Here is a 24683-nt window from a genome sequence, read left to right on the forward strand (position 1 = left end):
TAGAATATTCGTAGAGAAAAATTATTGAATCGCGGGGTTGGACATTTTGAAGATGTTTATAGGGGCAAGTATCATTGTTAGCGTTTTCTTAATGATCTATGTTTTTTTGCAGTATACGGTTATAAATCAGGATAATGTGTATCATGATGATGAGCAAAAAGGATTAAATAAACAAATTGTGATTAATTTTAGCCACGTTGTAGCTGAAAACACTCCAAAAGGCTTAGCCGCTCAAAAATTTGCTGAAATCGTTAATCAAAAATCGGATGGTAAAGTTAAAATTGAAGTATATTCAAACGGTGTATTGTATTCAGACGACGAAGAACTTGCCGCCCTTCGCCGAAATGATGTACAAATGATTGCACCTTCCATTTCAAAGCTAAGCGACCTCTCCCCTACGTGGCAACTTTTTGATCTTCCCTTCATTTTCGATGATTACAGCGAGGCAAAACAAGTGTTTACGGGCAAAATCGGACAGGATTTGTTGAGTACGCTGCAAGAGAAAAACATTAAAGGGCTTGCTTTATGGAGCAACGGCTTTAAACAAATGACTAGCAATACAAAACCTTTGCTCCATCCAGCAGATTTTCAAGATCAAACGTTTCGCATTATGCCAAGTGGAGTAATCAAAAAACAATTCGAACTTCTTGGCGCCAAGCCTCAGGCTGTCTCGTTTAATAAAGTATATCAATCCCTTGAACGACAGGAATTTGATGGTCAGGAAAACACCATTTCTAATATTTATTCAAAACGTTTGTACGAGCTGCAAAAATATATGACCATCAGCAACCATGGATACTTAGGCTATGCTGTTTTAATGGATGAAAAGTATTGGGACAGACTCCCTGAAGATGTAAAACAACTATTAAGTGATGCAATGGTAGAAACAACTAACTGGATTTGGAATCAATCAAAAATGATGAACGATAAACAGCTGCAGCAAATAAAAAATAAAATCTGGCATGCGCGTTTATTACTTAAATGATACACAGAAAGCCGAATGGAAAAAGCAGTTTACCTCTCTTTATCAATCGTTTGAAAACAATGCAACAAAACAAACGCTTGATATCATTGAGCAAATAAAGAATATCGAAAGCCAAAAGTGATGACTATATGTTCATCACTTTTTTTGACCAAAATGACCAAAAAGAACATTATCACCAGAAATATAAATAGTTAAAATTATCAGTTAATATAAGGATAAGGATAATGTAAGCGTTAACAAAAACATTCTCGAAAGGAGCATTACGTATGAAATTAAGTTTTAAAAATCTAACTGTTCAAGTTGTTATCGGTATCCTTCTTGGTATTGCAATTGGCTTCATGTTTCCTGAATTTGGAGCTAAATTAAAAGTATTGGCTGATATCTTCATTAAATTAATTAAGATGGTGATTGCCCCAATTATTTTCTTAACAGTGGTCATCGGTATCGGAAGCATGGGAGATTTAAAGAAAGTGGGACGAATTGGAGGTAAAGCTCTTTTATACTTTGAGATTGTCACTACTTTTGCCTTAGCAATTGGAATTATCGTTGTAAACTTTATCAAACCAGGGGCTGGCTTTAATATCAACGGCGCAAGCGGAGCTGATGTTACTCAATATACGCAGCAAGCAGCTGAAGCGGAGCATGGCTTTATGGAGTTTATCATGGGAATTATTCCAGACAGCGTATTTGGCGCAATGGCAAATGGTGAATTATTGCCAATCTTATTCTTTGCCGTACTATTTGGAATGGCTACAGCTACACTTGGCGAAAAAGCGGCTCCTGTCATTACATTCTTTGAACGCTGTACAGATATTTTCTTTGGAATTGTTAATATGATTATGAAACTTTCACCTATTGCGGCGTTTGGAGCGATGGCTTATACGATCGGTAACTTTGGAATAGGCTCTCTTCAAAAACTCGGTTTCTTAATGGGATCTGTTTACATTACTATGTTCTTATTTATCGTATTTGTACTTGGAACCATTGCTAAGATTTATGGATTTAATATTTTTAAATTCATTGCTTTTATTAAGGAAGAAATTCTACTTGTATTAGGTACGTCTTCTTCGGAATCTGCACTGCCAAAAATGATGGACAAAATGGAGAAGTACGGATGTTCAAAATCTGTAGTAGGACTTGTCATTCCAACTGGCTACTCATTTAATCTAGATGGAACAGCAATCTACTTATCCATGGCTGCTATCTTTATCGCTCAAGCGTATGGAGTCGACCTGTCGTTAATGCAAGAGATTACGCTACTTGGTATTTTAATGCTAACGTCTAAAGGAGCTGCCGGAGTTACTGGCTCTGGATTTATTACACTAGCAGCTACGCTTGCTGCATTCCCGATGATTCCAGTTGAAGGAATCGCGCTGTTAATTGGTGTAGACCGCTTCATGTCGGAAGCTCGTGCCATTACGAACTTAATTGGAAATGGTGTAGCAACTGTAGTTGTATCAAAAATGGAAAATGAATTTCATCCTCCTGTAGAGACGATACAAGACGTTAATTCTGCACCTCCATTAGCTAAGTAATAAAAAAAGAGGTTGAGACATAGCGAGATGAATCCAATCTAAAGACGAATAAATGGGATACATGAGCTGAACCGCTTATGACACCGCAGTTGATTTCCGTACAAGACTTCGCTTTCCGCGGGCGGCCGATGAGCCTCCTCGTCGCGTACGCTCCTGCGGGGTCTCATCTGTTCCGCTTTTCCCGCAGGAGTCTCCGCCTTGTCCTCCAATCAACTGCTAGAAGGATCTAAACAAATGAAGCCTACGTTCACCCCCAACCAAAAAACGAACCACTAATCAAACATTTTGATTAGTGGTTCGTTTTTCACTTCATCTTAAACACTTTTGTCCCAACCTCTTTTTTAGGATTAATGCGTTTCTTTTTTAGAACGTCCGCTAAGTTTCCCAACGACAACAACTAAAATAGCTAACAAAATAGGAACAATTGTATGCAAATGCGGATTTAATCCTTCTAATACATGTCCTACCGCTTTGTCTTTAAAGATCATTTCACCAGCAGTATAGCCAAGAAGCGCTGCTCCGGCAATGATGATAATCGGGAATTTTTCCATGATTTTCATTAAAAGCTGACTTCCCCAAATGATTAACGGAATGCTGATAACAAGACCAAGGATAATGAGTAGAATACTGCCGTTAGCCGCACCCGCAACCGCCACTACGTTATCTAAACTCATAACAAGATCCGCTATAATAATTGTTTTAATAGCACCTGCTAGAGTTGAATTCGCTTTAATATCTCCGTCATCTTCACCTTTTAAAAGACTAATCGCAATCCATAGAAGAAGCAGGCCTCCGATGAAATTTAAAAATGGGATTGTTAATAAATATACAGCGACAAACGTTAGCCCTACACGTAATACAACCGCTCCTAATGTACCGAAAACAACCGCTTTGTTTCGATGCTCGTCCGGAAGATTCCGACAAGCTAAAGCAATCACGACTGCGTTATCGCCACTCAGTACAATGTTAATCAGTAAAATTTCTAAAAGATTTAAAATAAAACTCTGATCCATAAAAAAACTCCTTGATTGATTTTTATTAGTCTATTTCTCTATCTCTTATTTCATTACTAGAAATAGAGAACTAAAACTCTATCAATATAACCTATAACCCGTTCTTACCCTTTAATGAAAAGAAGTAGTTATTTCACTAACAGTATTTTATCACTAAAAAGAAATTTGAAATAGGTATTTGTAAAGGAAAAGTCAGTTCATTACAATAAATCAAACCTTATTCTTTATCTTTCATCTGTTTTTCACCATCATCCTCTACTATTAGTAGAAGGAGAGCATTTATAAAAAATAGAGTACTTTTTATAAATAATACAAGCCTCCAATGCTTCTTCGTTATTTTGTAGTTTTTCGTCAGCTACGATATAAGAAGGGAGAAAACAGGTATGATTTTAAAAGCATTAAAAACGAATAAATTACTAACTATTAACTACCAAAACAACGGTTTTGTTCAAACGGTCAAAGGTTATATTCAAAACTTAAACTTGCTCGAACAAACTCTGCTATTAAAAGATGAAAATCAGCATGTGCGATCACTTCGACTATCAAGTATTAAAAATATTTATTGATTGAAAAAAGATCCGAACGATTCATCGTTCGGATCTTCTTTAAGCTAAATAAAATACTTTTGTCCCAGCCTCTTTTTATTTAGCTCACTTTATAGCGTGCGATCACTTCTTTAATTGATTCATATACAATTTCAACCATTGTTTTTAATTCTTCCTCCGCCATTGAAAGAATAGGCATCATTGTAATCACAGGACCTAGCTCTCTAATAATTAAACCTTTTTGGCGAGCCGCTAAAATAATGTCTCCAACGACTTTTTTATCTTCAAAAATCGATTTTGTTTGACGGTCTTTCACAATCTCGATTCCTGCCATTAAACCTCGTTGTCTAATGTCTCCCACATTAGGCAGGTCATAAAGCTTTAATAGATAGCGTTTAAACACTTTTTCCTTTTCTTTTATACTACGGATTAATTCTCTTTCTTCTATCAGTTCAATATTTCTAAGCGCTACTGCACAGGCTAATTGATTTCCCGTATACGTATGGCCATGGAAGAACGTTTTATTTTCATCCGGATGAGCTAAAAAAGCATTAAATATCTTTTCGCTTGTTAACGTAGCAGCAAGCGGCATATATCCTCCTGTTATCCCTTTTCCTACACACATAATGTCTGGTACTACGTCTTCTTGTTCACATGCAAACATCGTTCCTGTTCGTCCAAACCCAACCGCTACTTCATCACAAATGAGCAATACCCCGTACGCTTTGCACAGCCGCTCTACTTGTTTTAAAAAGCCGGGAGGATGGGTAATAATACCCGCTGCTCCTTGCACAAGCGGTTCAATAATCAAGCCGGCTACTTCTTCTCCGTTGTTCTGCAAGAGCTTCTCTAGCTGTTGAATACAGTAAGCTGAAGCTTGCTCTTCGGTTTCGAACCCGTCCATACGGTAAGTGTAAGGAGAAGGTGTGGGAATTCGTTCAAACAGCAACGGCTTAAAGATACGATGAAATAAATCCATGCCTCCTACACTGACTGCCCCGATTGTATCTCCGTGATATGCCTCATTCAATGAGATAAATTTACTTTTGTTTTTGTACTTTACAGAGTCGAGATTTTGCCAATATTGATAGGCAATTTTCAACGCAATTTCAACAGCGGCGGAGCCTGTATCAGAGTAGAAGACTTTCGATAAGCTGCCAGGAGTAATTTCCGCTAGCTTTTTGGCTAACAAAATGGATGGAACGTTTGCCGATCCAAGCAGCGTAGAATGCGCTAATCTTTCCACTTGTATATGTAAAGCTGTATTTAATTCCGGATCATTATGTCCATGCACGTTGACCCATAGAGAAGCGTATCCATCTAAATATTTGTTTCCCTCTACATCATATAAATAGCTTCCTTCTCCTCTTTCAATAATAAGAGGATTCGATTGACGGTAAGCTTTCATTTGTGTAAACGGATGCCATACATATTCTTTATCCCATTTCTCCAGCTCAACTTTTTGATACGGCACAGTCAAACACCTCCTGAATATGTTGAATAACACTTTTTTGCCTCATGATTTTCTCAATATATGCATCTAACTCTTCATCGATATGTGTGAATACTGGAACGGTCATTAAAGATGATATTTGAAGCAGCTTTTCAATCGTTCGAACATTGTCGTTATGAATGATACTGCTGTGATTAAAACGATTAAAAATGAGTCCGTTGATTTTAAGGTGATGCTCACTTGCATATGAAAAGGTAGAAAGCGCATCATGAATAGCTCCTAATCCCGTCGTTCCAACAGCAATAACCGGCATTTGTGCATCTATGATCAAATCTTTTGTCATATAAAACGTTGTTTCCTCCTCAATTAAAGGTACGGCAAGACCTCCCGCTCCTTCCACGAGCACTACATCAAATTTCTTTTTTAATTCATTAATGCGTGTTAAGACGATTGAAGGCTCCACTTGCTTGTTGCTCAGTGCAATAGCCAAATGAGGAGACGTCTCCGGCTTTAACTGATAAATACCCGTATCTGCTACTCCAAGCCTTGTTTCAAACCAGTGAATATCTGGATAACCTCCAATTTCGTCTTGATAGCCGGTTTGAAATGGTTTGCAAATTGTCGTTTTTATTCCTAGACGACCAAGTACTTTATACAAAATACTTGTAACCAGGGTTTTTCCAATATCTGTTCCAGTTCCCGTAATAAAATACGCTTTGCCCATTTTCTTTTCTCTCCTTTTTTTCTATGTCTTCATTACCCTGCTTTAACCTGCTTTAATGACAAGCGACTAAATTGAGGCTGCATTCGGTGAATCAGCACTGAACATAAAATGCACAATAAAAGGTCTCCAGGCATTGGCAAAACAGCTCCAAAAAGAAGTGTATCCCTCAGTGAAAGAGGCTTTTCAATTATCCATTTCATTGCTCCGTAAAGCCAGAAGCAGCCGACTGCATACACAATAGCTAACGTAGATAAGTTAGCTGAAAAGATAGAAAAAGGTTTCTTTAAGTCATATTTTTGAATAAGGTAGCCGTTCATAAATGCCCCTGCAGCATAGCCAATTAAATAGCCAAACGTTGGTTTGAAGATATAGCCCAAACCTCCTCCTTCTGCAAAAACCGGAACACCGATTAACCCAATACCTATGTAGCATAGCTGACTATACAAACCTAAACGCGGACCTAACAGCGCACCGGCTAAATAAACAGGAACAATTTGAAGAGTAAACGGTATGTAGGGAATAGGAATTTTTATAAATGCACCGATCGCCGTTAAAGCTGCAAATAAGGAAACATACGCCATTGTTTTCGGTTTCATATTCACCCTCCTTTCTCTTTTCGCTGCTTTAAGTTTGCAATAATTTCTTTTTATTTGTCAACTTTATTTTATTTTAAGTTTACAAATAAACAATAAAAAAAGACGCAAAAACCTGGGCTTTTGCGTCTTTTTGATTTTATAAAATTACTTTTTTGTCGTCTTTGAGCTGCACTTCTTGACGGCTGATAGATAAATCAACTTTCTTTTTTACACGTGCATGATAATAAGCATAAAACAGCAGCGCTAGTGGAATACCGACATACAGTGCCATTCGCTGTTCTGCATCAAATGCCATGCTTCCCAATACAATTGTATTTAATACTAATGCGATTAAAGGCAGCATCGGGTAAAGAGGGACTTTAAATTTTAAATCCTCGATTTGTCCTCCTTGATTTATATATCTTTTTCTAAATGCAAGCAGTGATGCAGCAATCGTAATCCAGCCGATTTGTGCACCTAAACCCGCTGCAGAAATAAGCCATACAAATACTGTTTCTTGAGCAAAGAATCCTGAAAGTAAAGATAAAAGCGCAATGCCTAATGTTAAAAGCAAGGCATTCATCGGCACACCGCGTTTATTTACTTTCATAAAAGCTGAACTTGCCATGTTATCTTTTGATAATGAATACAGCATACGCGTTGCTGCATAAAGACCAGAGTTAGCAACAGATAGCAGTGCCGTTAGGATAACAAAGTTCATAATATCGGCTGCATATGGAATACCAATTTGATCAAACACAACAACAAATGGACTTTCCACTACGCCTGCTTTTTCAAGCGGAATCATACCCGCTAAAACAGCTACAGCTAATACAAAAAATACAAGTGTTCTCCATACCGTTTGTTTAATGGCTCTTGGTACAGTCTTGTCTGGGTTTTCACTTTCCCCAGCCGCTACACCAATAAGCTCCGTACCTTGGAACGAGAAGTTAACGGTAATCATCGTAATCAGCACGGCACTAATTCCGTGAGGGAACACGCCGTGAGACGTATAGTTAGAGAAAAACGGCGCGCTGTCTCCACTGCTTAATGGAAGAAAACCAAACATAGCAGCTCCACCAAGCACGATAAATAAAATAATAGCTAACACTTTAATGCTGGCAAACCAAAACTCCGCTTCACCAAACGCTTTAGCTGACAGTGCATTTAATGAGAATAATAAAAGCGCAAATATAGCACACCAAATCCATACCGGAGAATCAGGAAACCATCTTTGCATAAGCTGACCTGCTGACAAAAATTCTAATGCAACCGTTACAGCCCAGCCCAACCAATATAACCACCCAAAAGCAAAACCAACGCCAGGGCCAATAAATTTTGTTGTATATGTCTGAAACGAACCGGAAACTGGCATTGCTACTGCAAGCTCCCCTAAGCAAAGCATTGTTAAGTACATAATGAAGCCACCTACGATAAACGAAAGGATCGCTCCAATCGCTCCTGCTTGGCTAATCGTGTATCCTGTTCCTAAAAAGAAACCTGTACCGATAACTCCGCCGAGCGAAATCATAAACAAATGTCTGCTTTTCATCGTCTTTTTTAATTCATTTGTTTGCTGTTGTCCTTCTATCATATTAACGACATTTCCTTTCAACCTATTTATTACGAGATATTACCTAGAAAAAAATTAATAAACCTTTGTTTTATATGCATATTTACTTACATATTTATGCGGTGTTCTCAATTTAAATGAAACAGTCTTTTGTAATCTTAACATAATGCTGACTAGATTTAAAATGTTTTTCTGCAAAAGTAAAATGAATTTTTCTTGAATAGTGTGTATTTTCTTTTACTGTTGATATTCATAACCGTTTTTCTTCAAATGAATAGATGATGCAATAAGAAAAAAGCTGTGCTTTCGAAGATGAAAGCACAGCTTTTTTTAACTTTTTACCAAACAAACAATCCAACAATCATAGCACTTAATAACGAAACAGCGATACCGCTCACAAGCAGTTTCCATACGTTCTTTCCGATAATCGTTGATTTACCTTCTGATAACGTAGAATTATACGTCCCATAAATCATACCTACCGTACTGAAGTTAGCAAAAGATGTTAAGAATGTTGTAGCAACTGCAATCGTATGCGGTGGAAGTGTATCTAGATTTTTCTTCAAATCCATCATCGCCACGAATTCATTTGTTGCTAGCTTGATACCCATCAGCTGAGCTACGTACATGGCATCATGCCCCGTTAGCCCTAGTAAGAATGCAAATGGACTAAAGATATAAGAGAAAATCTTTTGCACAGTCAAGCCGTCTACAATAACACCTAAAATACCGTTAAGCGCAGATGTAAGAGCTACATATCCAATAACCATCGCTAAAATAACAATTACCATGTTCATTCCGACTAACATACTGTTTGAAATGGTAGAGAAAAAGTCTTTTTTCTCCGACTTTGGCGGTACGTAAATCATATCTTCCTCTTTTGTAACATGAACTGGATTCAACAAGCTCACTAAAATAAGCGCATTTAAACAGTTCAGTGGAATTGCTGTAAACACGTACGTAGCGGGAACCATTGTTAAATAAGCACCGATAATAGATCCGCTAATACTGCTCATACTCATAATTCCAAACGTAAGCAAACGGTTGTCTTTTAACACAGAAAGTTGATTACGAATAACCGCCAATGCTTCCGTATTTCCTAAAAACATCATTTGAATAGCAAAAAAGCTTTCTAATTTAGGCAAACGTGAAACTTTCGAAATGACCCAGCCTACTTTATCAATAATCCACGTTAAAACACCAAAGTAAGATAAAATATCAAAAAATGTCACGACAAAGATGATAGGCAGTAATGCACTGAAGAAAAAGTCAACCGTTTCATTTCCCATTACGGATGGGAACGCAAAAGCAATTCCATCGTTAGCACAGGAAATTAGCCAAGTAAAGAACGAAGCAATTTTATTAATGATCCATGTTCCGATTGAAGTTCCTAACATAAACCAAGTAATGAGGACTTCAACGACCAACAGTGAAGCAATGGGACGCCACTTTATTTCTTTCTTTTTAGGAGAACATAAGAAGACAACACCCATTACTACAAAAACGCCTAATAAATTTAATAAAAAGTACATGCAAGCCACTCCCAGGTGTGTATTTGAAAACCAAAAAAAGCTCTTACTTTTCATAAATTCTGACAATAACAGAAAGTATGAAAAGTAAGAGCTTTGAAAGAAGGCTGTATCTAGATAATACGCCCTTCTTTTTGCTGCTTATATCCAAACTTTCTTGTAGTCTAGTTTTTTACGGTTACTAGGTAGAGACTATCAGACCATATTACTGATAATATACAAGATCGTAATCTTAGCTGTATTCAATTGATATGAACAAATTCTACCCTTTATTTTTTTAATAATCAACACTTTAAAAGTTTTTCGGAATAATAAAATTGGTATGAAAATTCTATTTATTTATTACTTCTTTTGAACTATTTAACCAAAAATTACACAAAAAAAGTGAATTTAATCGTTCTTTCAACTCAATTATTTTCCTATTTTTGAAGCAAAAAAATTGATTCTTTAATGATTATGTTTAAATATCCACTTCGCTTTTCATTTAATTCCTCAAAAAAATGTTTTGTTGTTACGACTTGAGACGTAGAAAAAAATAATCCTGCTGTTCGTTGAATTTAACCTCTTTTCAATTTACACTTTATGGTAGAAGAAAACAAATTTAATTTATGTAGAAAGCGGGTTATAATTTGAAAAAAATATTGGCTTTTATTTTAGTAATAGGTGGTATGGCAGTCCTCTTTTCTACTGTATTTGCACCTTCCTCTTGGTCGTTAAGCTCATTCAAGACGTCCAAGTCTGAAGCTGCGTTATCAAGTGATATTCAGCATATTCAAATTGACTCTCCAAGCATTAGTACAACTGTGGTTCCACAAGATCGTCAAGATATTAAAACAAAAGTAGAAGGCAAAGGAAAAGTGGATGTAAAACAAAATGGAGACACCCTAGTTGTCGCGTATCAAAAAAGTCCCTTTCAATGGCTTTCTATTTTTTCAAACACAAAAGTAACAATCTACATTCCTAAAGATTATCACCATAACCTTGCGCTTACGGTAGGTTCTGGGGACCTTCAAGTTGCTACGCATCCTGAACAAGCGCTTCAGCTGAAAGATGTTTCGATTAAAGTAGGTTCTGGAAATGCAAGCATTTCAAACTTGATGAGTACCTCTCTTCGTACAGATGTTAATTCTGGAGATTTACAGCTGAGTAATGTCGAGACCAAAACGGCTAAATTTGCTGTAGGCTCTGGGGAAATTAAAGGAACAAACTATAAAGGGAAACTTCAGGCGCGCATTGGATCTGGTGATCTCTATATGGATTTTAAAAAGCTAGAAGAAGCCGTTTCTGTAGATGTAGGATCTGGAGATGCCGTGCTGGTTCTTCCGAAAAGTGCTGGTTTTAAAGTGAATGGAAAAGTAAGCAGCGGTGACATTAACAATGACTTTAAGTTAAGCAATGCAACCGTAACGGAAGATGTATTAAAAGGAAAGCACGGAAATGGAAAATATTCGATCGATATAGCTGTTTCAAGCGGAGAATTAACCTTGGAATCAAAATAAAGAGGCTGGGACAAAAGTATTTTAACCCAATTGCAAAACAAACCATTAATCACCACGTTGATTAATGGTTTGTTTTTTGTTGTGGTGAACATCGTTTTATCTGTTTCGTTTTTTCTAGCAGATGATTGAAGGACAAGGCGAAGACTCCTGTGGTAAAAGCGGAACAGGTGAGCCCCCGCACGAGCGCAAGCGACGAGGAGACTCAGCGGCCGCCCGCGAATGCACAGAAATCAACTGCGGTGTCATAAGCAGTCCAACTCATGTATCTCATTTGTTCGTCTTTAGGTTCGGTTCATTTAGTCATGTCTCAATCTCTTTATTTATGGTCTCACTGCAATATACCATGCTACTCCTACGATTGATCCTATGAATACAACTCCGTAAATAATAGATAAATTCACTATACTTTTCTTTTTAGATTTCCCGTAATCTTCATCTACTTTCTTTGCAGCACTGATCGTACCTGCAAGGGCAGCAACGCCGATAATAATGACAAGAAGCAATGCTAATTTCATTCATTCTCTCCTCCATATTTCGGTGATTGAATAAGACTGAATACCAAGATGTTATTCATTTTAAGCAGCAAAATTTAATCAGAATATGAAAGCGTTATATCTTCTCTTTCTATCATAAAGCTAAATTATGTAAAATCAATCATCCAATCGGGCATTATTTTCCTCCACCACTTTACATACATAAAAAATTCCCGAGCTTCACTGCTCAGGAATTTTCACCTAATAGACATGACATTTTAGGGTTTTAAAATGACTTTAATGCAGTTATCTTGATGATCATTAAAGATTTTGTAGGCATTAGCCGCGTCTTCTAAAGCCACTTTATGAGTAATAATTTCTTTTGGATCGAATTCTCCTTTTACAATTTGATCATATAATTTCGGCATAACCGGAATGACAGGAGCTTGCCCCATTTTGAGAGTTACATTTCGAGAAAAAAATGCTCCTAACGGAAAACTGTTATAGTTGCTTCCGTATACCCCGGTGATTTGGACGGTTCCACATTTACGAACGGCTTTTGTCGCAATTTGAATAGGTCCGAGCGTTCCGCCTTGAAGCTTTAGTTTTTGTTCAATGTATTCAAGAGGCGACTTTTTGCCATCCATACCTACACAGTCGATCACCACATCAGCTCCGCCTTTTGTGATTTCTTTTAAATGCTCCCCCATATCTGGGTATTCTGTAAAATCAAAGGTTTCTACGGCATTCATTTTCTTTGCATGCTGCATTCGGTATGGAACATGATCTACTGCGATAACCCGTTTGGCACCTTTCATCCAAGCAAACTTTTGAGCCATTAACCCCACTGGCCCGCAGCCGAGTACGATAACGGTATCTCCTTTTTTAACACCCGCATGCTCTACACTCCAATAAGCAGTTGGAAGCACATCTGATAAAAAAAGAAGCGATTCATCTTCTAATTCGCACGATTCTGGAATCACAAACGGTGTGAAATTCCCAAACGGCACTTTTAAATATTCAGCTTGACCTCCTGGGTGATTTCCAAACTTTTCAGTATATCCAAAATAGCCCCCAGAATCATAATGTGGATTAGAATTATCACATTGGCTCGTTAAATCATCCTTACAGTACGCACACTGTCCGCACGCTACGTTAAACGGAATAATAACGCGATCTCCTTTTTTTACTTTTGTAACATCTGGCCCTACTTCTTCCACAATTCCCATCGGTTCATGACCAATAATATAACCGCGAGGCAATGGCATACTTCCTTGATATAAATGCAGATCAGAACCACAAATAGCGGTTGACGTTATTTTAATGACAATGTCATCTTTCTTCTCTAACTTCGCATCTTCTACTTCTGCTACTTTTACCTGATTAGGTCCTTGATACGTTACCGCTTTCATTTTTACCCTCCATTTTTAAAACCTTGATGCTACTTAAATTTATCTAAAGGCATGTATTCTATCCGGATAAATCAAGTAAAAATAAAAAAGCAGCGCTTACGCATCTGCTTTAATGATTATTAAAACTGAAAGACATGTTTTCCTACCAGTACATCTGCCATCTTTACAAAGCGCTTGATTTCTAATACGTCATGAACACGAACTATTTGAACGCCTTGTGCAATCCCAGCATATACAGTAGCTGCGGTTCCTTCCATTCTTTCCGTAGGAGGAGCATCGACTATTTGTCCAATAAATCCTTTGCGAGAAGTAGCAAGCAGCACCGGATAGCCCATATTCGTCAACTGATCTAGATGCTGAATTGCTTCTACATTATGGGCAGCCGTTTTTCCAAAGCCAACGCCTGGATCTAAAATAATTTGATCGTCGCGAACTCCTGCAGCTTTTGCAATGGAGATGCTTTCTCTTAAATCACTTATCATATCTGTGATCAGATTTGTATAGTTGGGCTCATGACGGTTATGCATTAAAATAATGGGAACATTATAATCAGCTGCCACTTGAGCCATTTTAGGATCAGCCTTTGCCCCCCATATATCGTTAATAATATGTGCTCCTGCTTCTAGCGCATGCTTCGCCACTTCCGATTTGTATGTATCTACGGAAATCGGCACCTCTACACGCTTCGCCACTTCAGAAATAACGGGCACAATCCGTTTAATCTCTTCTTCATCGCTAATTCTTGTATAACCAGGACGAGTTGATTCTCCTCCGATATCAATGATGTCTGCTCCTTGCTTTACCATTTCCTCAGCATGAGCAACTGCTTTATCTACATCGTAGTATTTTCCGCCGTCTGAAAATGAATCTGGGTTTACGTTTAAAATCCCCATAATAAGCGTACGGTTCGCATAATTCAGCTTATACTTTCCACATTTAATGACGGATTGAGACGTTAAAGTTGACACTATCCTCAGCCCCTTCGTAATTTGCAAATTAATGTATATTTATAAATATCATGTATTTTGAGAATGTCATACCGTTCGTAATTATATCAAAAGTCACCGGTCCTATGTGATTTTTCTTGGAGTTTCTTTCTTCTATAGTGTGAGATAAACATTAAAAGTGAATACACAGATAACATTAAAAATCTCTGTCGCGCTTATCTACAGGGTCTTTTTTCCTCTTCTCACATCTTTTGTGAGTCTTTTTATTCAAAAAGAAAGGATTCGCATAAAAAGCGTTTAATTTATAGCAATAGTTGGGAATTTATAAGTGAGTAACTTCCATTTTTATGGAATTCATTTTAAGGAGGATGACTATGACTCAACAACCGTTACAAGTCAAATTAATTCCTTATACAATTGAGTCGATTATCGATTCAACAAACGAAACGCCTAAAGGAGTAAGCTTAATTCAAGCGCCTGCTATTTGGGAACAAAGCAATCAAGGAGAAGGCATTGTAATTGCAGTTATCGACACTGGTGTTGACACAAATCATCCTGACTTAAAAGATTGTATTATCGGAGGAAGAAACTTCACTACGGATTATGACGGAGATTCTTCTGTATTTGAAGATAATAATGGGCACGGCACTCACGTGTCTGGTACCATTGCTGCTGCGCTCAACAATGAAGGGATCGTAGGGGTGGCACCCAAAGCAAAAATTCTAAGCTTAAAAGTACTTACCGGTGAAGGATCAGGAAATTATGAATGGATTATTGACGCTATTAACTACGCCGTCGAATGGCGCGGTCCTAACAATGAGCGAGCACGAGTTATTTCCATGTCACTCGGGGGACCACAAGACGTTCCAGAACTGCACGAAGCTGTTCAAAATGCTGTGAATAAAGATGTTTCTGTCGTTGTTGCGGCTGGAAATGAAGGTGACGACCGCGAAGAAACCTTTGAATATTCATATCCCGGAAGTTACAACGAAGTTATTCAAGTAGGAGCAGTGGACAGCAGCTTAAATCTTGCTCCTTTTACCAATGTCAATGAAGAAGTGGATTTAGTGGCACCGGGTGTTAACATCATCTCTACTTTTTTAGAAGGTAAATATGCGACTCTTTCAGGAACTTCAATGGCAACTCCCCACGTCGCCGGAGCTTTAGCTCTATTAATTAACTTATGTGAGAAAGAATTTGGCCGCTCTTTAATTGAAGCTGAAATCTATGCTCAACTTGTGAAAAGGACGCTCCCTCTTGGATACCGGAAAAGCTCTGAAGGAAACGGATTTCTCATGCTCGATTTGGTAGAGAAAATACATGATATTATTAACGTAGCACGTATCAATCCTAGTAAGTAATAAATAAGAAAAACGAGAAATCTTCTTAATTCTCTTTAACTTGAAATAAAGACATGCGAACGCATGTCTTTATTCATATCGTAATGCTTCGATTGGATCTAGCTTGGCCGCTTTGTTTGCAGGAAGCATGCCGAATACAATGCCAATCGTCATGGAGAACAACACTCCTCCAAGTACTACTTGCCACGAAATTAATGACGGCCAGCCAGCAAATAACGAAACAAGAGCTGCTCCGCCCGCGCCGAGACCAATTCCAAGCAAGCCACCAATTAACGTGAGGGTAATGGATTCAATCAAAAACTGAGTTAGAATTTGTCTTTTAGATGCTCCCAGTGCTTTTCGAATACCAATTTCTCTTGTACGTTCCGTTACAGAAACCAGCATAATATTCATAACGCCAATCCCACCAACAAGCAGGGAAATGCCTGCAATCGATCCAATAATCGTTGTCATAATTCGCGTTACATTTCCAATGCTATCTGCTATTTCTTCTAAGTTCTGCACTTGGTAAGCATCTTCCGCATCATGCAAATTATTTAACAAATCCGTTGCGTCATTGCCTACTTTTTTTAGTTGATCAGAGCTTTTTGCTTGAACGCTAAGGTTTGTATAGTCAAGCTTACCGAAGCTTGATTTATACGTATTATCTGGAATATAAATAGTTGGCATTTCAAATGCTAAAAAGCCCGTTGGCTTTTTTGTCACACCAATAATTTTAATAGGCTGTCCTTGAACCCATACTACTTGTCCAAGGGCTTCCTTTTTATCAAACAGCTCTTTTTTCATATCGTTTGTGATCACACCTACTCGATTACCTGATAAAAAGTCAGAGCTGTCTAACATTCTTCCTTTTGAAACCTCCAGCTGATTAACTTCAATATACCCTTCATTAATTGCATTAACAGTCGTATCTGATTCCTTGTCTCTATATCTTATTCCCATTCCCATTGAGCTAGAAGCCACCACATTCTTCACGCCGGGAATAGTCGAAAGAGCTTTAATATCATCCTCTGTAAAGATGGGCTCCCCCATCATTGAAAGGTCATCAACTTGCATCTCGTCTTCAGGAGGCTGATAGTAGACATCAACTGTATTGCTTGCTCCTGTTATTTCCGACTTAATCATCTGTTCTCCGCCTTGACCAATGGCTACAACGATAATAACAGCCGCTACGCCAATGATAATACCAAGCATCGTCAAAATAGAGCGCATTTTATGAGCAAGAACCGAAGAGAGAGCCATACGAATATTTTCTATTAAACTCATAAGCTATCGTTCTCCTTATCGCTATGACTTAGCACTTTACCGTCACGAACGATAACTGTACGCGATGTGTATTCTGCCACTTCAGGTTCATGGGTAATGACTACAACCGTTGTACCATCTGCATTAAGCTGAGAAAATTGGTCCATAATATCAGCACTTGTTTTTGTATCTAGAGCTCCTGTAGGTTCATCTGCTAAAATAAGCGTCGGATTATTTACAATAGAACGAGCAATAGCAACGCGCTGCTTTTGCCCGCCGGATAGCTCGCTCGGTAAATGTTTCATCCGTTCACTCAGCCCTACTTTTTCAAGTGCAGCTTCTGCTCTGGCTCTTCTTTCCTTACGCGTGACGCCGGCGTATACCATTGGAAGCTCTACGTTTTCTACCGCTGTTAAACGCGGCAACAGCTGAAATTGCTGAAAAACAAAACCGATATGAATATTTCTTACTTTTGCCAGCTGCTCATCACTGTAAGTGGAGATTTCTTGTTCATTTAATAAGTAGGAGCCTGAAGAAGCGCGGTCTAAACACCCGATAATGTTCATTAGCGTTGATTTACCGGAGCCAGAAGGACCCATAATTGCAACAAACTCACCGTCATAAATCTTCAAATTAATATCTTTTAAAATCGGCACTTCCTCTTTGCCCAGATGATAACTTTTATGAATATTTACAAGTTCAATCATTGAACAGTCACTTCCGCACCGTCAGTTAAGTCCTTTGAAGGATTTGTAATGACTTTGTCTTTAGAAGAAACGCCGCTTTTGATCTCAATAAATTTATTTGTGGTTTCTCCAATCTTTACTTCCTTACGAACCGCCTTTTTATCTTTCACTACGTATACATATTTTTCTCCGTCTTCATTTACAACTGCTTTTATCGGCAGTGATGAAGCTTTTTTGCTGCTTGTTTCAATTTCAAGCAGCAGCTTAAATCCCGGCTTAATCATCGTGATATCTTGGTCATCTACTTTTACTTCAACCGGATATTGATTAGCCGCATCATTGCCGGCTTCTGCTGATGCCTGCTGCTGAGGTAGATAGTCAATTTGTTTTACGCTCCCTGCCCATTTTTTATCAGGCAAAACATCCGATGTAATTTTGACAGCTTGACCGGTTTTAATTTTTAATGCATCGTACTCAGACAGCACACCAGTAGCTAAGTATTCATCGGTATTACCAATATGTATAAGCGGTTTTTGAACATCACTTGTGTTATTAACCGCTTCTTTATCTACTTCTAGCACCGTCCCATTAATATCACTCGCTACATCTAAATTACGTTCTTTTTTAGCAATTGATTTGGCTTCTAGTTTGTTTCGTTCTAAATCAATTTTAGCCGTTTCTAAATCGAGATTGAGCTGCGTACGCTCTGTGTCGATTTGATCTCTCGCTTCTTGTTTACTCATTTCTTTTTCTAATTCTTTTCGTTTTTTATTTAAATTTGAGATTTGTTTGCTTACGGAATCCATTTGCAGCTGACTGGATTTTTTTTCTAACTTATTTTGCTCTTGCTCTAAATCAAGCGCATCGCTTTCATACGTTACAAGCGAGGTTCCCTGCTGTACACGAGAGCCTTCTGTTACGTGAAATCGTTCAACCTCGCCTTTTTCAGCATCAAAATAGACATATTGTTCATCAGCAAGCTTTAACGTACCCGGAACCATAACTGTATTTCTTAACTTTTTTTCCTTTATATTTGCTACATGAACATTGACTGCTTTTCCACTTACACTTTGTGCACGATATACGTTAATCCCAATAACCGCAACAATAACAACTGCTACAGCTGTAATAATTATTCCTTTTTTCATTTACAACCCTGCTCCTTTAAGCGCTTCTGAAACAGCTCCTCCAACTCCTGAAATAGCCGCTCCTAAGATGAATAAAATAATCACTGTAATAATAGAAACAGCTTTTGATACATTTGCCACTTTTTGTAGTCCCACTGCTGTTAGAATAAGTCCCCAGATAGAAAAGATTTCAATGGAATTAAATACTCCTCCCATAGCACCTTTAGCATCAACCATTCCATTTAGCGAAGTCACATTCGCTGAAGTGTGTGCTAGTGCAGCGACTCCTGTATTAATTAGCTGACCGATTGCTGTAATGAACGTAACAAATAAATTCAAGCTAAACATTTGACGGTACGTTGTTTTTCCAGTTCCTAACTTTGCAATTAAAAACAGAATCAAACTTGTGAATGCCAGTGTAGCAACTACTGCAATAACTCCTCCAATCGCTCCGCCAATCATACTAAATGTTGAATTCACTTCAATGCCAGCTTCTTTTTGCTGTTGCAGCGCCTCTTGTGCCTGAGGAGTATAGACAGCTAGAATCGTTGTTGCAGCTGTTAAGATGAGGATAAGTAAAAGAGGTCCCCAGATGACCGGATTGCTTTTCATTTTCTCAAACTGTACAACCGGACTCGTAATAAAACCAAAAACAGAAGGCTTTCCTTTCTCTTGAACTTCCGAAGATACATTGACTTCTGTACTCATAATCAAACTCCTTTTATTTTGTTTCGTTATTAGCTCTTAAGACCCGTCTTTTACTACTTTTTAAAGTCTTCTAGCAAAATCGGCTCTCTACGAAACTCTCAAACACCTAATATTCTAACATAATTATACAAATTAATTTACATTTTTCTTACATTTTATATTTTTTATGGTATTTTTAACAATTAAAGAGATGTCTTAATGCTGAATTACAGTATTAATCTTATTTATATTTTCTAAATATTCTAATTATCATTTGACATCATTCAATAGAATTCGTATATTATGATTAAAGTTTATTATTCCTATGTTTTTTATAAGTTTTAAATCTAAGGAGGAGTTTCAATGTCTGCTAAGAAACCATTTCGTCCTGAAACACAAGCCATCCATTCTGGCCAACAGCTTGACCCGGCTACTTTTTCGCGTGCCGTACCTATTTATCAAACAAGCTCATTTGGATTTAAAGATACGGAGCATGCTGCGTCTTTATTTAATTTAAGTGAACAAGGCTATATCTACACTCGTATTGTAAACCCTACTACGGACGTTTTTGAACAGCGAATTGCTGAGTTAGAAGGCGGAGTAGGTGCTCTAGGAGTAGCTTCGGGTCAGTCAGCTACTACCTTTTCCATTTTGAATATCGCTTCTGCAGGAGATGAAATTGTATCAGCAAGCAGTTTATACGGGGGAACATATAACCTCTTTTCGTCTACGCTTCCTAAACTGGGCATTACCGTCAAATTTGTAAACGCCGATAATCCAGAAAATTTTAGAAGTGCAATCACTTCCAAAACAAAGGCAATTTATGCTGAATCCGTTGGAAATCCGCAGGGAAATGTGCTAGACATCGAGGCAGTTGCAGACATTGCCCACGAACATGGAATTCCTCTTATTATTGATAATACGGTTCCAAGCCCTTACCTTCTTCGTCCCATCGATTTTGGAGCAGATATTGTCGTTCATTCTGCTACTAAGTTTCTTGGAGGACATGGAACAGCAATTGGCGGTGTTATCGTAGACAGTGGAAAATTTGATTGGAAAGCGAGCGGGAAATTTCCAGACTTAACAACTCCAGATCCAAGTTACCATGGCCTCGTATACACAGAAGCTGCCGGTGAAGATGCTTATATTACAAAAGCGCGCGTTCAGCTTTTACGAGATATTGGAGCTGCTTTATCACCTTTTAATTCCTTTTTACTCCTTCAAGGGGTAGAAACACTCCATTTGCGATTAGAGCGTCACAGCGAAAACGCATTAAAGGTAGCGAAATTTTTAGAGCAGCATGAATTAGTAGAATGGGTAAATTATGCGGGGCTTCCTTCCCACCCTTCCTATTCTTTGGCACAAAAATATTTGCCTAAAGGACAAGGAGCAATTTTAACCTTTGGTGTAAGGGGAGGAAAAAACACTGCGGCTAAGTTAATTGATTCGGTTCAGTTATTTTCTCATGTAGCCAATATTGGCGACTCTAAATCACTCATTATTCACCCGGCAAGCACCACTCATCAACAGCTATCTGAAGACGAACAAAAAGCTTCGGGTGTGACGCCAGAACTCATTCGTCTATCGGTTGGGACAGAAGCAATCGACGACCTTCTTGAAGATTTAGATTATGCCTTAAAAGCCAGCCAAAAAGTGAATACAACTGTTTAAAAGCTGTGATTTTTCACAGCTTTTTTTATATCAACCAATAACTTTTTATACTTTCGCTTATGCTACAATAAACAAAACGAATGAAAAAGGAGTTACTATGAACACGTTCAATTCAATATCCGCCATTACATTTACAGACGTTCATAAAACATTTAAGGATAAAGAACATAGTGTTTTAAAAGGCATATCGGGTACAGTGATGCAAGGCTCGCTCGTCATGATGGTAGGACCATCAGGATCCGGAAAAAGCACCCTTCTTTCCATGTGCAATTTACTTTCTGCACCTGATGAAGGAAGTATTGAAGTATATGGAAAAGACATTAGCAAATGGAATATTTCTGATTTACGAAAAAAAGTGGGCATCGCTTTTCAATCAGCCCCTGTTATTGATGGAACAGTGCGAGATAATATGATGCTTGTTCAAAAACTGCACGGCAAACAGGATATTATGCCTGAAGAACTCTGTGCCTTAACCGGCCTTTCCCCTGACTTGTTAGAGCAGGATGCAAGAGATTTATCCGGTGGTCAAAGACAAAGGTTATCATTAGCCCGCACGCTGTCGAACGGATCTGACCTTTTACTTTTAGACGAAATCACTTCCGCTTTGGATGCCACTTCTGCTCATGAAATTGAACAGCTTATTTCTCATTTACATAAAGAACAGAATAAAACGATTATTTGGGTTACCCATAACTTAGATCAAGCCAAACGTTTAGGAGAGGAAGTCTGGCTTTTAATGAACGGAGTGATTATAGAAAAAGCGAAGACGGAGACTTTTTTTCATGCTCCTGTAAAAGCTGAAACAAAACAATTTATTGAAGGAGCCTTTCTATGAGTTCACTTTCACTGATTTTTACCATCGTTTTCGTTTTTATTGCTCTTTTTTTATCAAAATCTTTTCGTATAGGACTCGAAAAAGATATTATCATTGCCAGTATTCGAGCAGCCGTTCAGCTGTTAGTGATAGGATATGTTTTATCGTTTATTTTTGACGCGAATCACCCTGCTTTTATGATTCTCATTTTATTCGTTATGCTGACGGTCGCTTCCCAAAATGTTGTCAAGAAAAAAAAGCAGGGATTTAAAGCTTTCTTTCGTGTATTTGTCACTCTTTTTATTGTAGAAATCCTGACCCAAAGCGTTATGCTGGGCCTACATATTATCCCTGCTACTCCGCGATACGTCATTCCTGTCAGCGGTATGATTATTGGAAATTCGATGATTTTGGCCAATTTATTTTTAAATCGGTTAGACGCTGAAGTAAATAGAAGGCGAGATGAAATTCAATTGATTCTGGCACTTGGCGGCACTCCTAAACAAGCTATTCATAGTATTTTAAATGCTGCAATCAAAGCTAGCATGATTCCTACTGTAGAAAGTCAAAAAACAATTGGACTCGTTCAGCTTCCCGGCATGATGACAGGCCAAATTATTGGAGGGGCAGATCCGATACAAGCAGTCAAATTCCAGCTGCTCATCGTTTTCACTATTCTAGCGTCTGCTACGCTTTCCTGCGTCATCTTAAGCCGTTTAACATACCCTACCCTTTTTAATAGCTATCAACAGCTTATCCGTGAGCATACATAAAAAAGAAGAAAGGAGACTCCTTTCTTCTTTTTATTGAGCAGCTTTTTTTAATCTTGTTCCTACGTCACTTCCAAAGGTCACTCCTAAATCACCGAGCCATCTTCTATAGGCAATACTCAGTCGGTCCGGATTCAAATGAAGCTCTGCTTGTAAGTCAAGCGGCAGCTCTTCTGGTTTTTGACTTTCTACAATGCTCGTATCTTGTTCAATAATAAGCTGCTGAAAATCACGGAAATATTGATCAGGTGCATCAAACGAATAGTTTCTAGAAACCAATGCAAACACGGTCGACTTTCTTTCATCTTCAGGTAAAACCGCAAACAGCATCGAAAAGATTTCACCCGTTTCGTAGTTCACTTTTTTCAACCTCGCAACGGTAGGACGAAGAATTTCAAAAGTATAATAAATAGTCGCAAAGTTACCCGTACCATCTGCATCTGCGTACACAGCGATTTCATCAGAAACGTATCGATTATCTTTCCAATGTACCTTATAATCAGGAATTTCCGCGTAGTCCGAGTGTCCAAGGCTTCCTTCGTGAACAAAAGCCAAATGGCTTACATCTAAAAAGTTTTCTACGACACGAGGAGCTGCTGCCTGCAGAGTATGAGGGTTGGCGCAAACCGTTTTAAATCCGGGGTTAAGGTATTCGTCATACTGAGGAAGAGGAGTATCACCTGCATCGCTGTTCATCTTCACCCATATAATCCCGTACTTTTCAACGCAGTCATATACCTGTGCTTTTGCTTTTGAAGGAATAGCTCTTCCCGGCGGCTGTTGAGGAATTTTCACACAAGCCCCGGTATCATCGTATTTCCATCCGTGATAAGGGCACACAATACAATCATCTATTACTTTTCCAAGAGATAACGCTGCACCGCGATGGATGCACAAATCTTTAAATGCTTTAATAGCATTAGTTGTGCGAAAAAGCGCAACTCGCTCTTCTAAAATCGTTACTTGCAAGGGCTGATCTGTTAAATCATGTGAATAAGCTGCAGGCAGCCATTCCTTAGCCAATACTAAATCTTTAATCATCTGCATCGCCTCCGTACGATAAGTAAATTTATTTCTTGTTTATAAAAAAAACCGCAGAAATAGAAGGGGGTCTTCTAATTCCGCAGCTTTTTCGTTCCGTAAAACAGACTATAAGCGCGCGAAGATTCTACATAATTGCAGATAGAGCGACCTTAGCACTTCATCTACAATGACAATACGTATTCATCGCTATTTTTTTAATCTCACTACGGGGACATTCACTTAAGTATCTATACATGTTAAATAAAGAATGGTTACCCGTTAAAAGCTTTTTTGTCCACTGATTTGTCTTGTTTTTACTTTATCAATTTCCCACTGAAAAATCTCTTGCTTTGTAAGCAGCTCTAACATAGTTTTTTCGGTTAAACGAATAAAAGCTGCGGTTTCTAAAACCGCAGCTTGTTTTATTATGAGCTCATATAACTGGCTGTATATTTTTTCGTCTGTTTTTGTATTTCTTGATTTAAATGCTTGAAAAACGAGAGCGTTTCTTCATAATCCGTCGCTTTTTCATGAAACTTCAATGTTAGGCTTTCTTCAAACAACGTTTCTCCTTGATGACCGACCGCTTTCAGCTGAACATCTGTAACGATACCTTGGGAAATCGAACATAATAAATAATTAAAGCAATGAACCGGCACGATATGCATCAGGTGAAAATCGTCGATGGTTCTATCACTTTTTGTTTTCTTAAATTCTATGATGAGTTCTTCTGGATCAATAGACACGTTTACATGCTGCTTGGACAAACAAGTAGGATTCATTTTCTGTGTATACTCACAAAATTCCAGTCCAATAAATACAGAATTCTCGGAGTCAGCTTCCATGAAGATTTGTGAATTTTTTACCATTATCCTCGTCCTCCATATTCAATCTAGTTATCCCACCACTCGCACTCGTTTGTAGAATATTACCAGTTCTTCTCTATTTTATCACTGATTTTTCTCAGTGCCTATTTAACAGACGGAAGTTCTCTTTAAAAGAGAGGGAACTGACAGGCAGTTCTTTATGTGAGAAA

23 protein-coding genes, 1 pseudogene and 1 riboswitch are annotated in these 24683 nt (G+C 38.1%); of the genes and pseudogenes, 8 read left to right on the forward strand and 16 right to left on the reverse strand.

What is annotated here, in order from left to right:
- Window positions 1-46 precede the first annotated feature (46 nt).
- Both N178_RS18840 and N178_RS18845 read left to right on the forward strand, forming a co-directional pair.
- Window positions 47-1106, forward strand: a pseudogene (locus tag N178_RS18840) (DctP family TRAP transporter solute-binding subunit).
- 145 nt (window positions 1107-1251) lie between these two features.
- Complete coding sequence (locus N178_RS18845; protein WP_013055541.1) at window positions 1252-2520, forward strand: dicarboxylate/amino acid:cation symporter; 1269 nt, start codon at window positions 1252-1254, stop codon at window positions 2518-2520.
- Between the two features lie 75 nt (window positions 2521-2595).
- Here the strand turns inward: N178_RS18845 and N178_RS27205 are convergent, their stop codons facing one another.
- Window positions 2596-2733: a hypothetical protein gene (locus tag N178_RS27205; RefSeq protein ID WP_169746692.1), complete on the reverse strand. Its 138-nt coding sequence runs from the start codon at window positions 2731-2733 to the stop codon at window positions 2596-2598.
- A gap of 134 nt (window positions 2734-2867) precedes the next feature.
- Window positions 2868-3533, reverse strand: coding sequence for a TerC family protein (locus N178_RS18850; RefSeq protein WP_028412106.1), 666 nt, complete (start codon window positions 3531-3533; stop codon window positions 2868-2870).
- Between the two features lie 383 nt (window positions 3534-3916).
- On the opposite strand from N178_RS18850, the gene N178_RS18855 reads away from it, so the two are divergent.
- Window positions 3917-4099: a YolD-like family protein gene (locus N178_RS18855; RefSeq protein ID WP_013081858.1), complete on the forward strand. Its 183-nt coding sequence runs from the start codon at window positions 3917-3919 to the stop codon at window positions 4097-4099.
- 79 nt (window positions 4100-4178) lie between these two features.
- On the opposite strand, the gene bioA is transcribed toward N178_RS18855, so the two are convergent.
- From bioA to N178_RS18880, 5 genes are all read right to left on the reverse strand, one after another.
- Window positions 4179-5552, reverse strand: coding sequence for an adenosylmethionine--8-amino-7-oxononanoate transaminase (gene bioA / locus N178_RS18860; protein ID WP_045294056.1), 1374 nt, complete (start codon window positions 5550-5552; stop codon window positions 4179-4181).
- On the reverse strand, window positions 5533-6255 hold the full coding sequence (bioD, locus tag N178_RS18865; protein WP_045294058.1) for a dethiobiotin synthase: 723 nt from the start codon (window positions 6253-6255) through the stop codon (window positions 5533-5535). Before bioD ends, bioA begins: the two co-directional genes overlap by 20 nt.
- A 32-nt stretch (window positions 6256-6287) precedes the next feature.
- The gene (locus tag N178_RS18870; protein ID WP_045294059.1) at window positions 6288-6851 is read right to left on the reverse strand and encodes a biotin transporter BioY; all 564 of its coding nucleotides are present in this window, start codon (window positions 6849-6851) and stop codon (window positions 6288-6290) included.
- Window positions 6852-6987: 136 nt separating this feature from the next.
- Entirely contained in the window at window positions 6988-8424 is a 1437-nt protein-coding gene (locus N178_RS18875) for an amino acid permease (protein WP_045294061.1), read from the reverse strand.
- Window positions 8425-8741: 317 nt separating this feature from the next.
- The gene (locus N178_RS18880) at window positions 8742-9935 is read right to left on the reverse strand and encodes a NupC/NupG family nucleoside CNT transporter (protein ID WP_045294062.1); all 1194 of its coding nucleotides are present in this window, start codon (window positions 9933-9935) and stop codon (window positions 8742-8744) included.
- A gap of 137 nt (window positions 9936-10072) precedes the next feature.
- Window positions 10073-10174: riboswitch (purine riboswitch) on the reverse strand.
- 387 nt (window positions 10175-10561) lie between these two features.
- On the opposite strand from N178_RS18880, the gene liaG reads away from it, so the two are divergent.
- The gene (gene liaG, locus N178_RS18885) at window positions 10562-11431 is read left to right on the forward strand and encodes a LiaG family protein (RefSeq protein ID WP_045294063.1); all 870 of its coding nucleotides are present in this window, start codon (window positions 10562-10564) and stop codon (window positions 11429-11431) included.
- Between the two features lie 320 nt (window positions 11432-11751).
- On the opposite strand, the gene N178_RS18890 is transcribed toward liaG, so the two are convergent.
- The 3 genes from N178_RS18890 to folP all read right to left on the reverse strand — a co-directional run bounded on the left by N178_RS18890 (window position 11752) and on the right by folP (window position 14284).
- On the reverse strand, window positions 11752-11946 hold the full coding sequence (locus N178_RS18890) for a hypothetical protein (protein WP_013055532.1): 195 nt from the start codon (window positions 11944-11946) through the stop codon (window positions 11752-11754).
- A gap of 236 nt (window positions 11947-12182) precedes the next feature.
- Complete coding sequence (locus N178_RS18895; RefSeq protein WP_045294065.1) at window positions 12183-13316, reverse strand: zinc-dependent alcohol dehydrogenase; 1134 nt, start codon at window positions 13314-13316, stop codon at window positions 12183-12185.
- Between the two features lie 119 nt (window positions 13317-13435).
- Complete coding sequence (gene folP / locus N178_RS18900) at window positions 13436-14284, reverse strand: dihydropteroate synthase (protein WP_080890220.1); 849 nt, start codon at window positions 14282-14284, stop codon at window positions 13436-13438.
- A gap of 353 nt (window positions 14285-14637) precedes the next feature.
- On the opposite strand from folP, the gene N178_RS18905 reads away from it, so the two are divergent.
- Window positions 14638-15624: a S8 family peptidase gene (locus tag N178_RS18905; RefSeq protein ID WP_080890221.1), complete on the forward strand. Its 987-nt coding sequence runs from the start codon at window positions 14638-14640 to the stop codon at window positions 15622-15624.
- Window positions 15625-15693: 69 nt separating this feature from the next.
- Here the strand turns inward: N178_RS18905 and N178_RS18910 are convergent, their stop codons facing one another.
- Genes N178_RS18910 through yknW form a run of 4 tightly spaced genes read right to left on the reverse strand, consistent with a single transcriptional unit; the run spans window position 15694 to window position 19390 of the window.
- Window positions 15694-16890 (reverse strand): ABC transporter permease, encoded by a 1197-nt coding sequence (locus N178_RS18910; RefSeq protein ID WP_045294069.1) that lies wholly within the window; start codon window positions 16888-16890, stop codon window positions 15694-15696.
- Complete coding sequence (locus N178_RS18915) at window positions 16887-17576, reverse strand: ABC transporter ATP-binding protein (protein WP_045294070.1); 690 nt, start codon at window positions 17574-17576, stop codon at window positions 16887-16889. Before N178_RS18915 ends, N178_RS18910 begins: the two co-directional genes overlap by 4 nt.
- The gene (locus N178_RS18920; protein ID WP_045294071.1) at window positions 17573-18703 is read right to left on the reverse strand and encodes an efflux RND transporter periplasmic adaptor subunit; all 1131 of its coding nucleotides are present in this window, start codon (window positions 18701-18703) and stop codon (window positions 17573-17575) included. Before N178_RS18920 ends, N178_RS18915 begins: the two co-directional genes overlap by 4 nt.
- Entirely contained in the window at window positions 18704-19390 is a 687-nt protein-coding gene (gene yknW, locus N178_RS18925) for a YknW family membrane protein (protein WP_045294073.1), read from the reverse strand.
- A gap of 342 nt (window positions 19391-19732) precedes the next feature.
- Here yknW and N178_RS18930 point away from each other — a divergent pair, with 342 nt between their 5' ends.
- The 3 genes from N178_RS18930 (at window position 19733) to N178_RS18940 (ending at window position 22627) form a co-directional block, all read left to right on the forward strand.
- Entirely contained in the window at window positions 19733-21040 is a 1308-nt protein-coding gene (locus tag N178_RS18930) for a homocysteine synthase (RefSeq protein WP_045294074.1), read from the forward strand.
- A gap of 97 nt (window positions 21041-21137) precedes the next feature.
- Window positions 21138-21875, forward strand: a complete 738-nt coding sequence (locus tag N178_RS18935) for an ABC transporter ATP-binding protein (protein WP_045294076.1) — start codon at window positions 21138-21140, stop codon at window positions 21873-21875.
- On the forward strand, window positions 21872-22627 hold the full coding sequence (locus tag N178_RS18940; protein ID WP_028412093.1) for an ABC transporter permease: 756 nt from the start codon (window positions 21872-21874) through the stop codon (window positions 22625-22627). Before N178_RS18935 ends, N178_RS18940 begins: the two co-directional genes overlap by 4 nt.
- A 30-nt stretch (window positions 22628-22657) precedes the next feature.
- Here the strand turns inward: N178_RS18940 and N178_RS18945 are convergent, their stop codons facing one another.
- The gene (locus tag N178_RS18945; protein WP_045294079.1) at window positions 22658-23665 is read right to left on the reverse strand and encodes an aromatic ring-hydroxylating dioxygenase subunit alpha; all 1008 of its coding nucleotides are present in this window, start codon (window positions 23663-23665) and stop codon (window positions 22658-22660) included.
- 407 nt (window positions 23666-24072) lie between these two features.
- The gene (locus N178_RS18950) at window positions 24073-24516 is read right to left on the reverse strand and encodes a hypothetical protein (RefSeq protein WP_045294081.1); all 444 of its coding nucleotides are present in this window, start codon (window positions 24514-24516) and stop codon (window positions 24073-24075) included.
- Between the last annotated feature and the right edge of the window lie 167 nt (window positions 24517-24683).

The sequence above is a fragment of the Priestia aryabhattai B8W22 genome (assembly GCF_000956595.1).
Taxonomy (GTDB): domain Bacteria; phylum Bacillota; class Bacilli; order Bacillales; family Bacillaceae_H; genus Priestia; species Priestia aryabhattai.

Bases quoted from the DNA above. Each gene is read 5' to 3' on its own strand.
- N178_RS18915 (WP_045294070.1), bottom strand. From the start codon at position 17,576: ATGATTGAACTTGTAAATATTCATAAAAGTTATCATCTGGGCAAAGAG.
- N178_RS18930 (WP_045294074.1), top strand. From the start codon at position 19,733: ATGTCTGCTAAGAAACCATTTCGTCCTGAAACACAAGCCATCCATTCT.
- N178_RS18920 (WP_045294071.1), bottom strand. From the start codon at position 18,703: ATGAAAAAAGGAATAATTATTACAGCTGTAGCAGTTGTTATTGTTGCG.
- N178_RS18940 (WP_028412093.1), top strand. From the start codon at position 21,872: ATGAGTTCACTTTCACTGATTTTTACCATCGTTTTCGTTTTTATTGCT.
- N178_RS18845 (WP_013055541.1), top strand. From the start codon at position 1,252: ATGAAATTAAGTTTTAAAAATCTAACTGTTCAAGTTGTTATCGGTATC.
- N178_RS18950 (WP_045294081.1), bottom strand. From the start codon at position 24,516: ATGGTAAAAAATTCACAAATCTTCATGGAAGCTGACTCCGAGAATTCT.
- yknW (WP_045294073.1), bottom strand. From the start codon at position 19,390: ATGAGTACAGAAGTCAATGTATCTTCGGAAGTTCAAGAGAAAGGAAAG.
- N178_RS18895 (WP_045294065.1), bottom strand. From the start codon at position 13,316: ATGAAAGCGGTAACGTATCAAGGACCTAATCAGGTAAAAGTAGCAGAA.
- bioD (WP_045294058.1), bottom strand. From the start codon at position 6,255: ATGGGCAAAGCGTATTTTATTACGGGAACTGGAACAGATATTGGAAAA.
- N178_RS18945 (WP_045294079.1), bottom strand. From the start codon at position 23,665: ATGATTAAAGATTTAGTATTGGCTAAGGAATGGCTGCCTGCAGCTTAT.
- N178_RS18870 (WP_045294059.1), bottom strand. From the start codon at position 6,851: ATGAAACCGAAAACAATGGCGTATGTTTCCTTATTTGCAGCTTTAACG.
- N178_RS18850 (WP_028412106.1), bottom strand. From the start codon at position 3,533: ATGGATCAGAGTTTTATTTTAAATCTTTTAGAAATTTTACTGATTAAC.
- N178_RS18935 (WP_045294076.1), top strand. From the start codon at position 21,138: ATGAACACGTTCAATTCAATATCCGCCATTACATTTACAGACGTTCAT.
- N178_RS18875 (WP_045294061.1), bottom strand. From the start codon at position 8,424: ATGATAGAAGGACAACAGCAAACAAATGAATTAAAAAAGACGATGAAA.
- N178_RS18855 (WP_013081858.1), top strand. From the start codon at position 3,917: ATGATTTTAAAAGCATTAAAAACGAATAAATTACTAACTATTAACTAC.
- N178_RS18910 (WP_045294069.1), bottom strand. From the start codon at position 16,890: ATGAGTTTAATAGAAAATATTCGTATGGCTCTCTCTTCGGTTCTTGCT.
- N178_RS18890 (WP_013055532.1), bottom strand. From the start codon at position 11,946: ATGAAATTAGCATTGCTTCTTGTCATTATTATCGGCGTTGCTGCCCTT.
- N178_RS18905 (WP_080890221.1), top strand. From the start codon at position 14,638: ATGACTCAACAACCGTTACAAGTCAAATTAATTCCTTATACAATTGAG.
- N178_RS18880 (WP_045294062.1), bottom strand. From the start codon at position 9,935: ATGTACTTTTTATTAAATTTATTAGGCGTTTTTGTAGTAATGGGTGTT.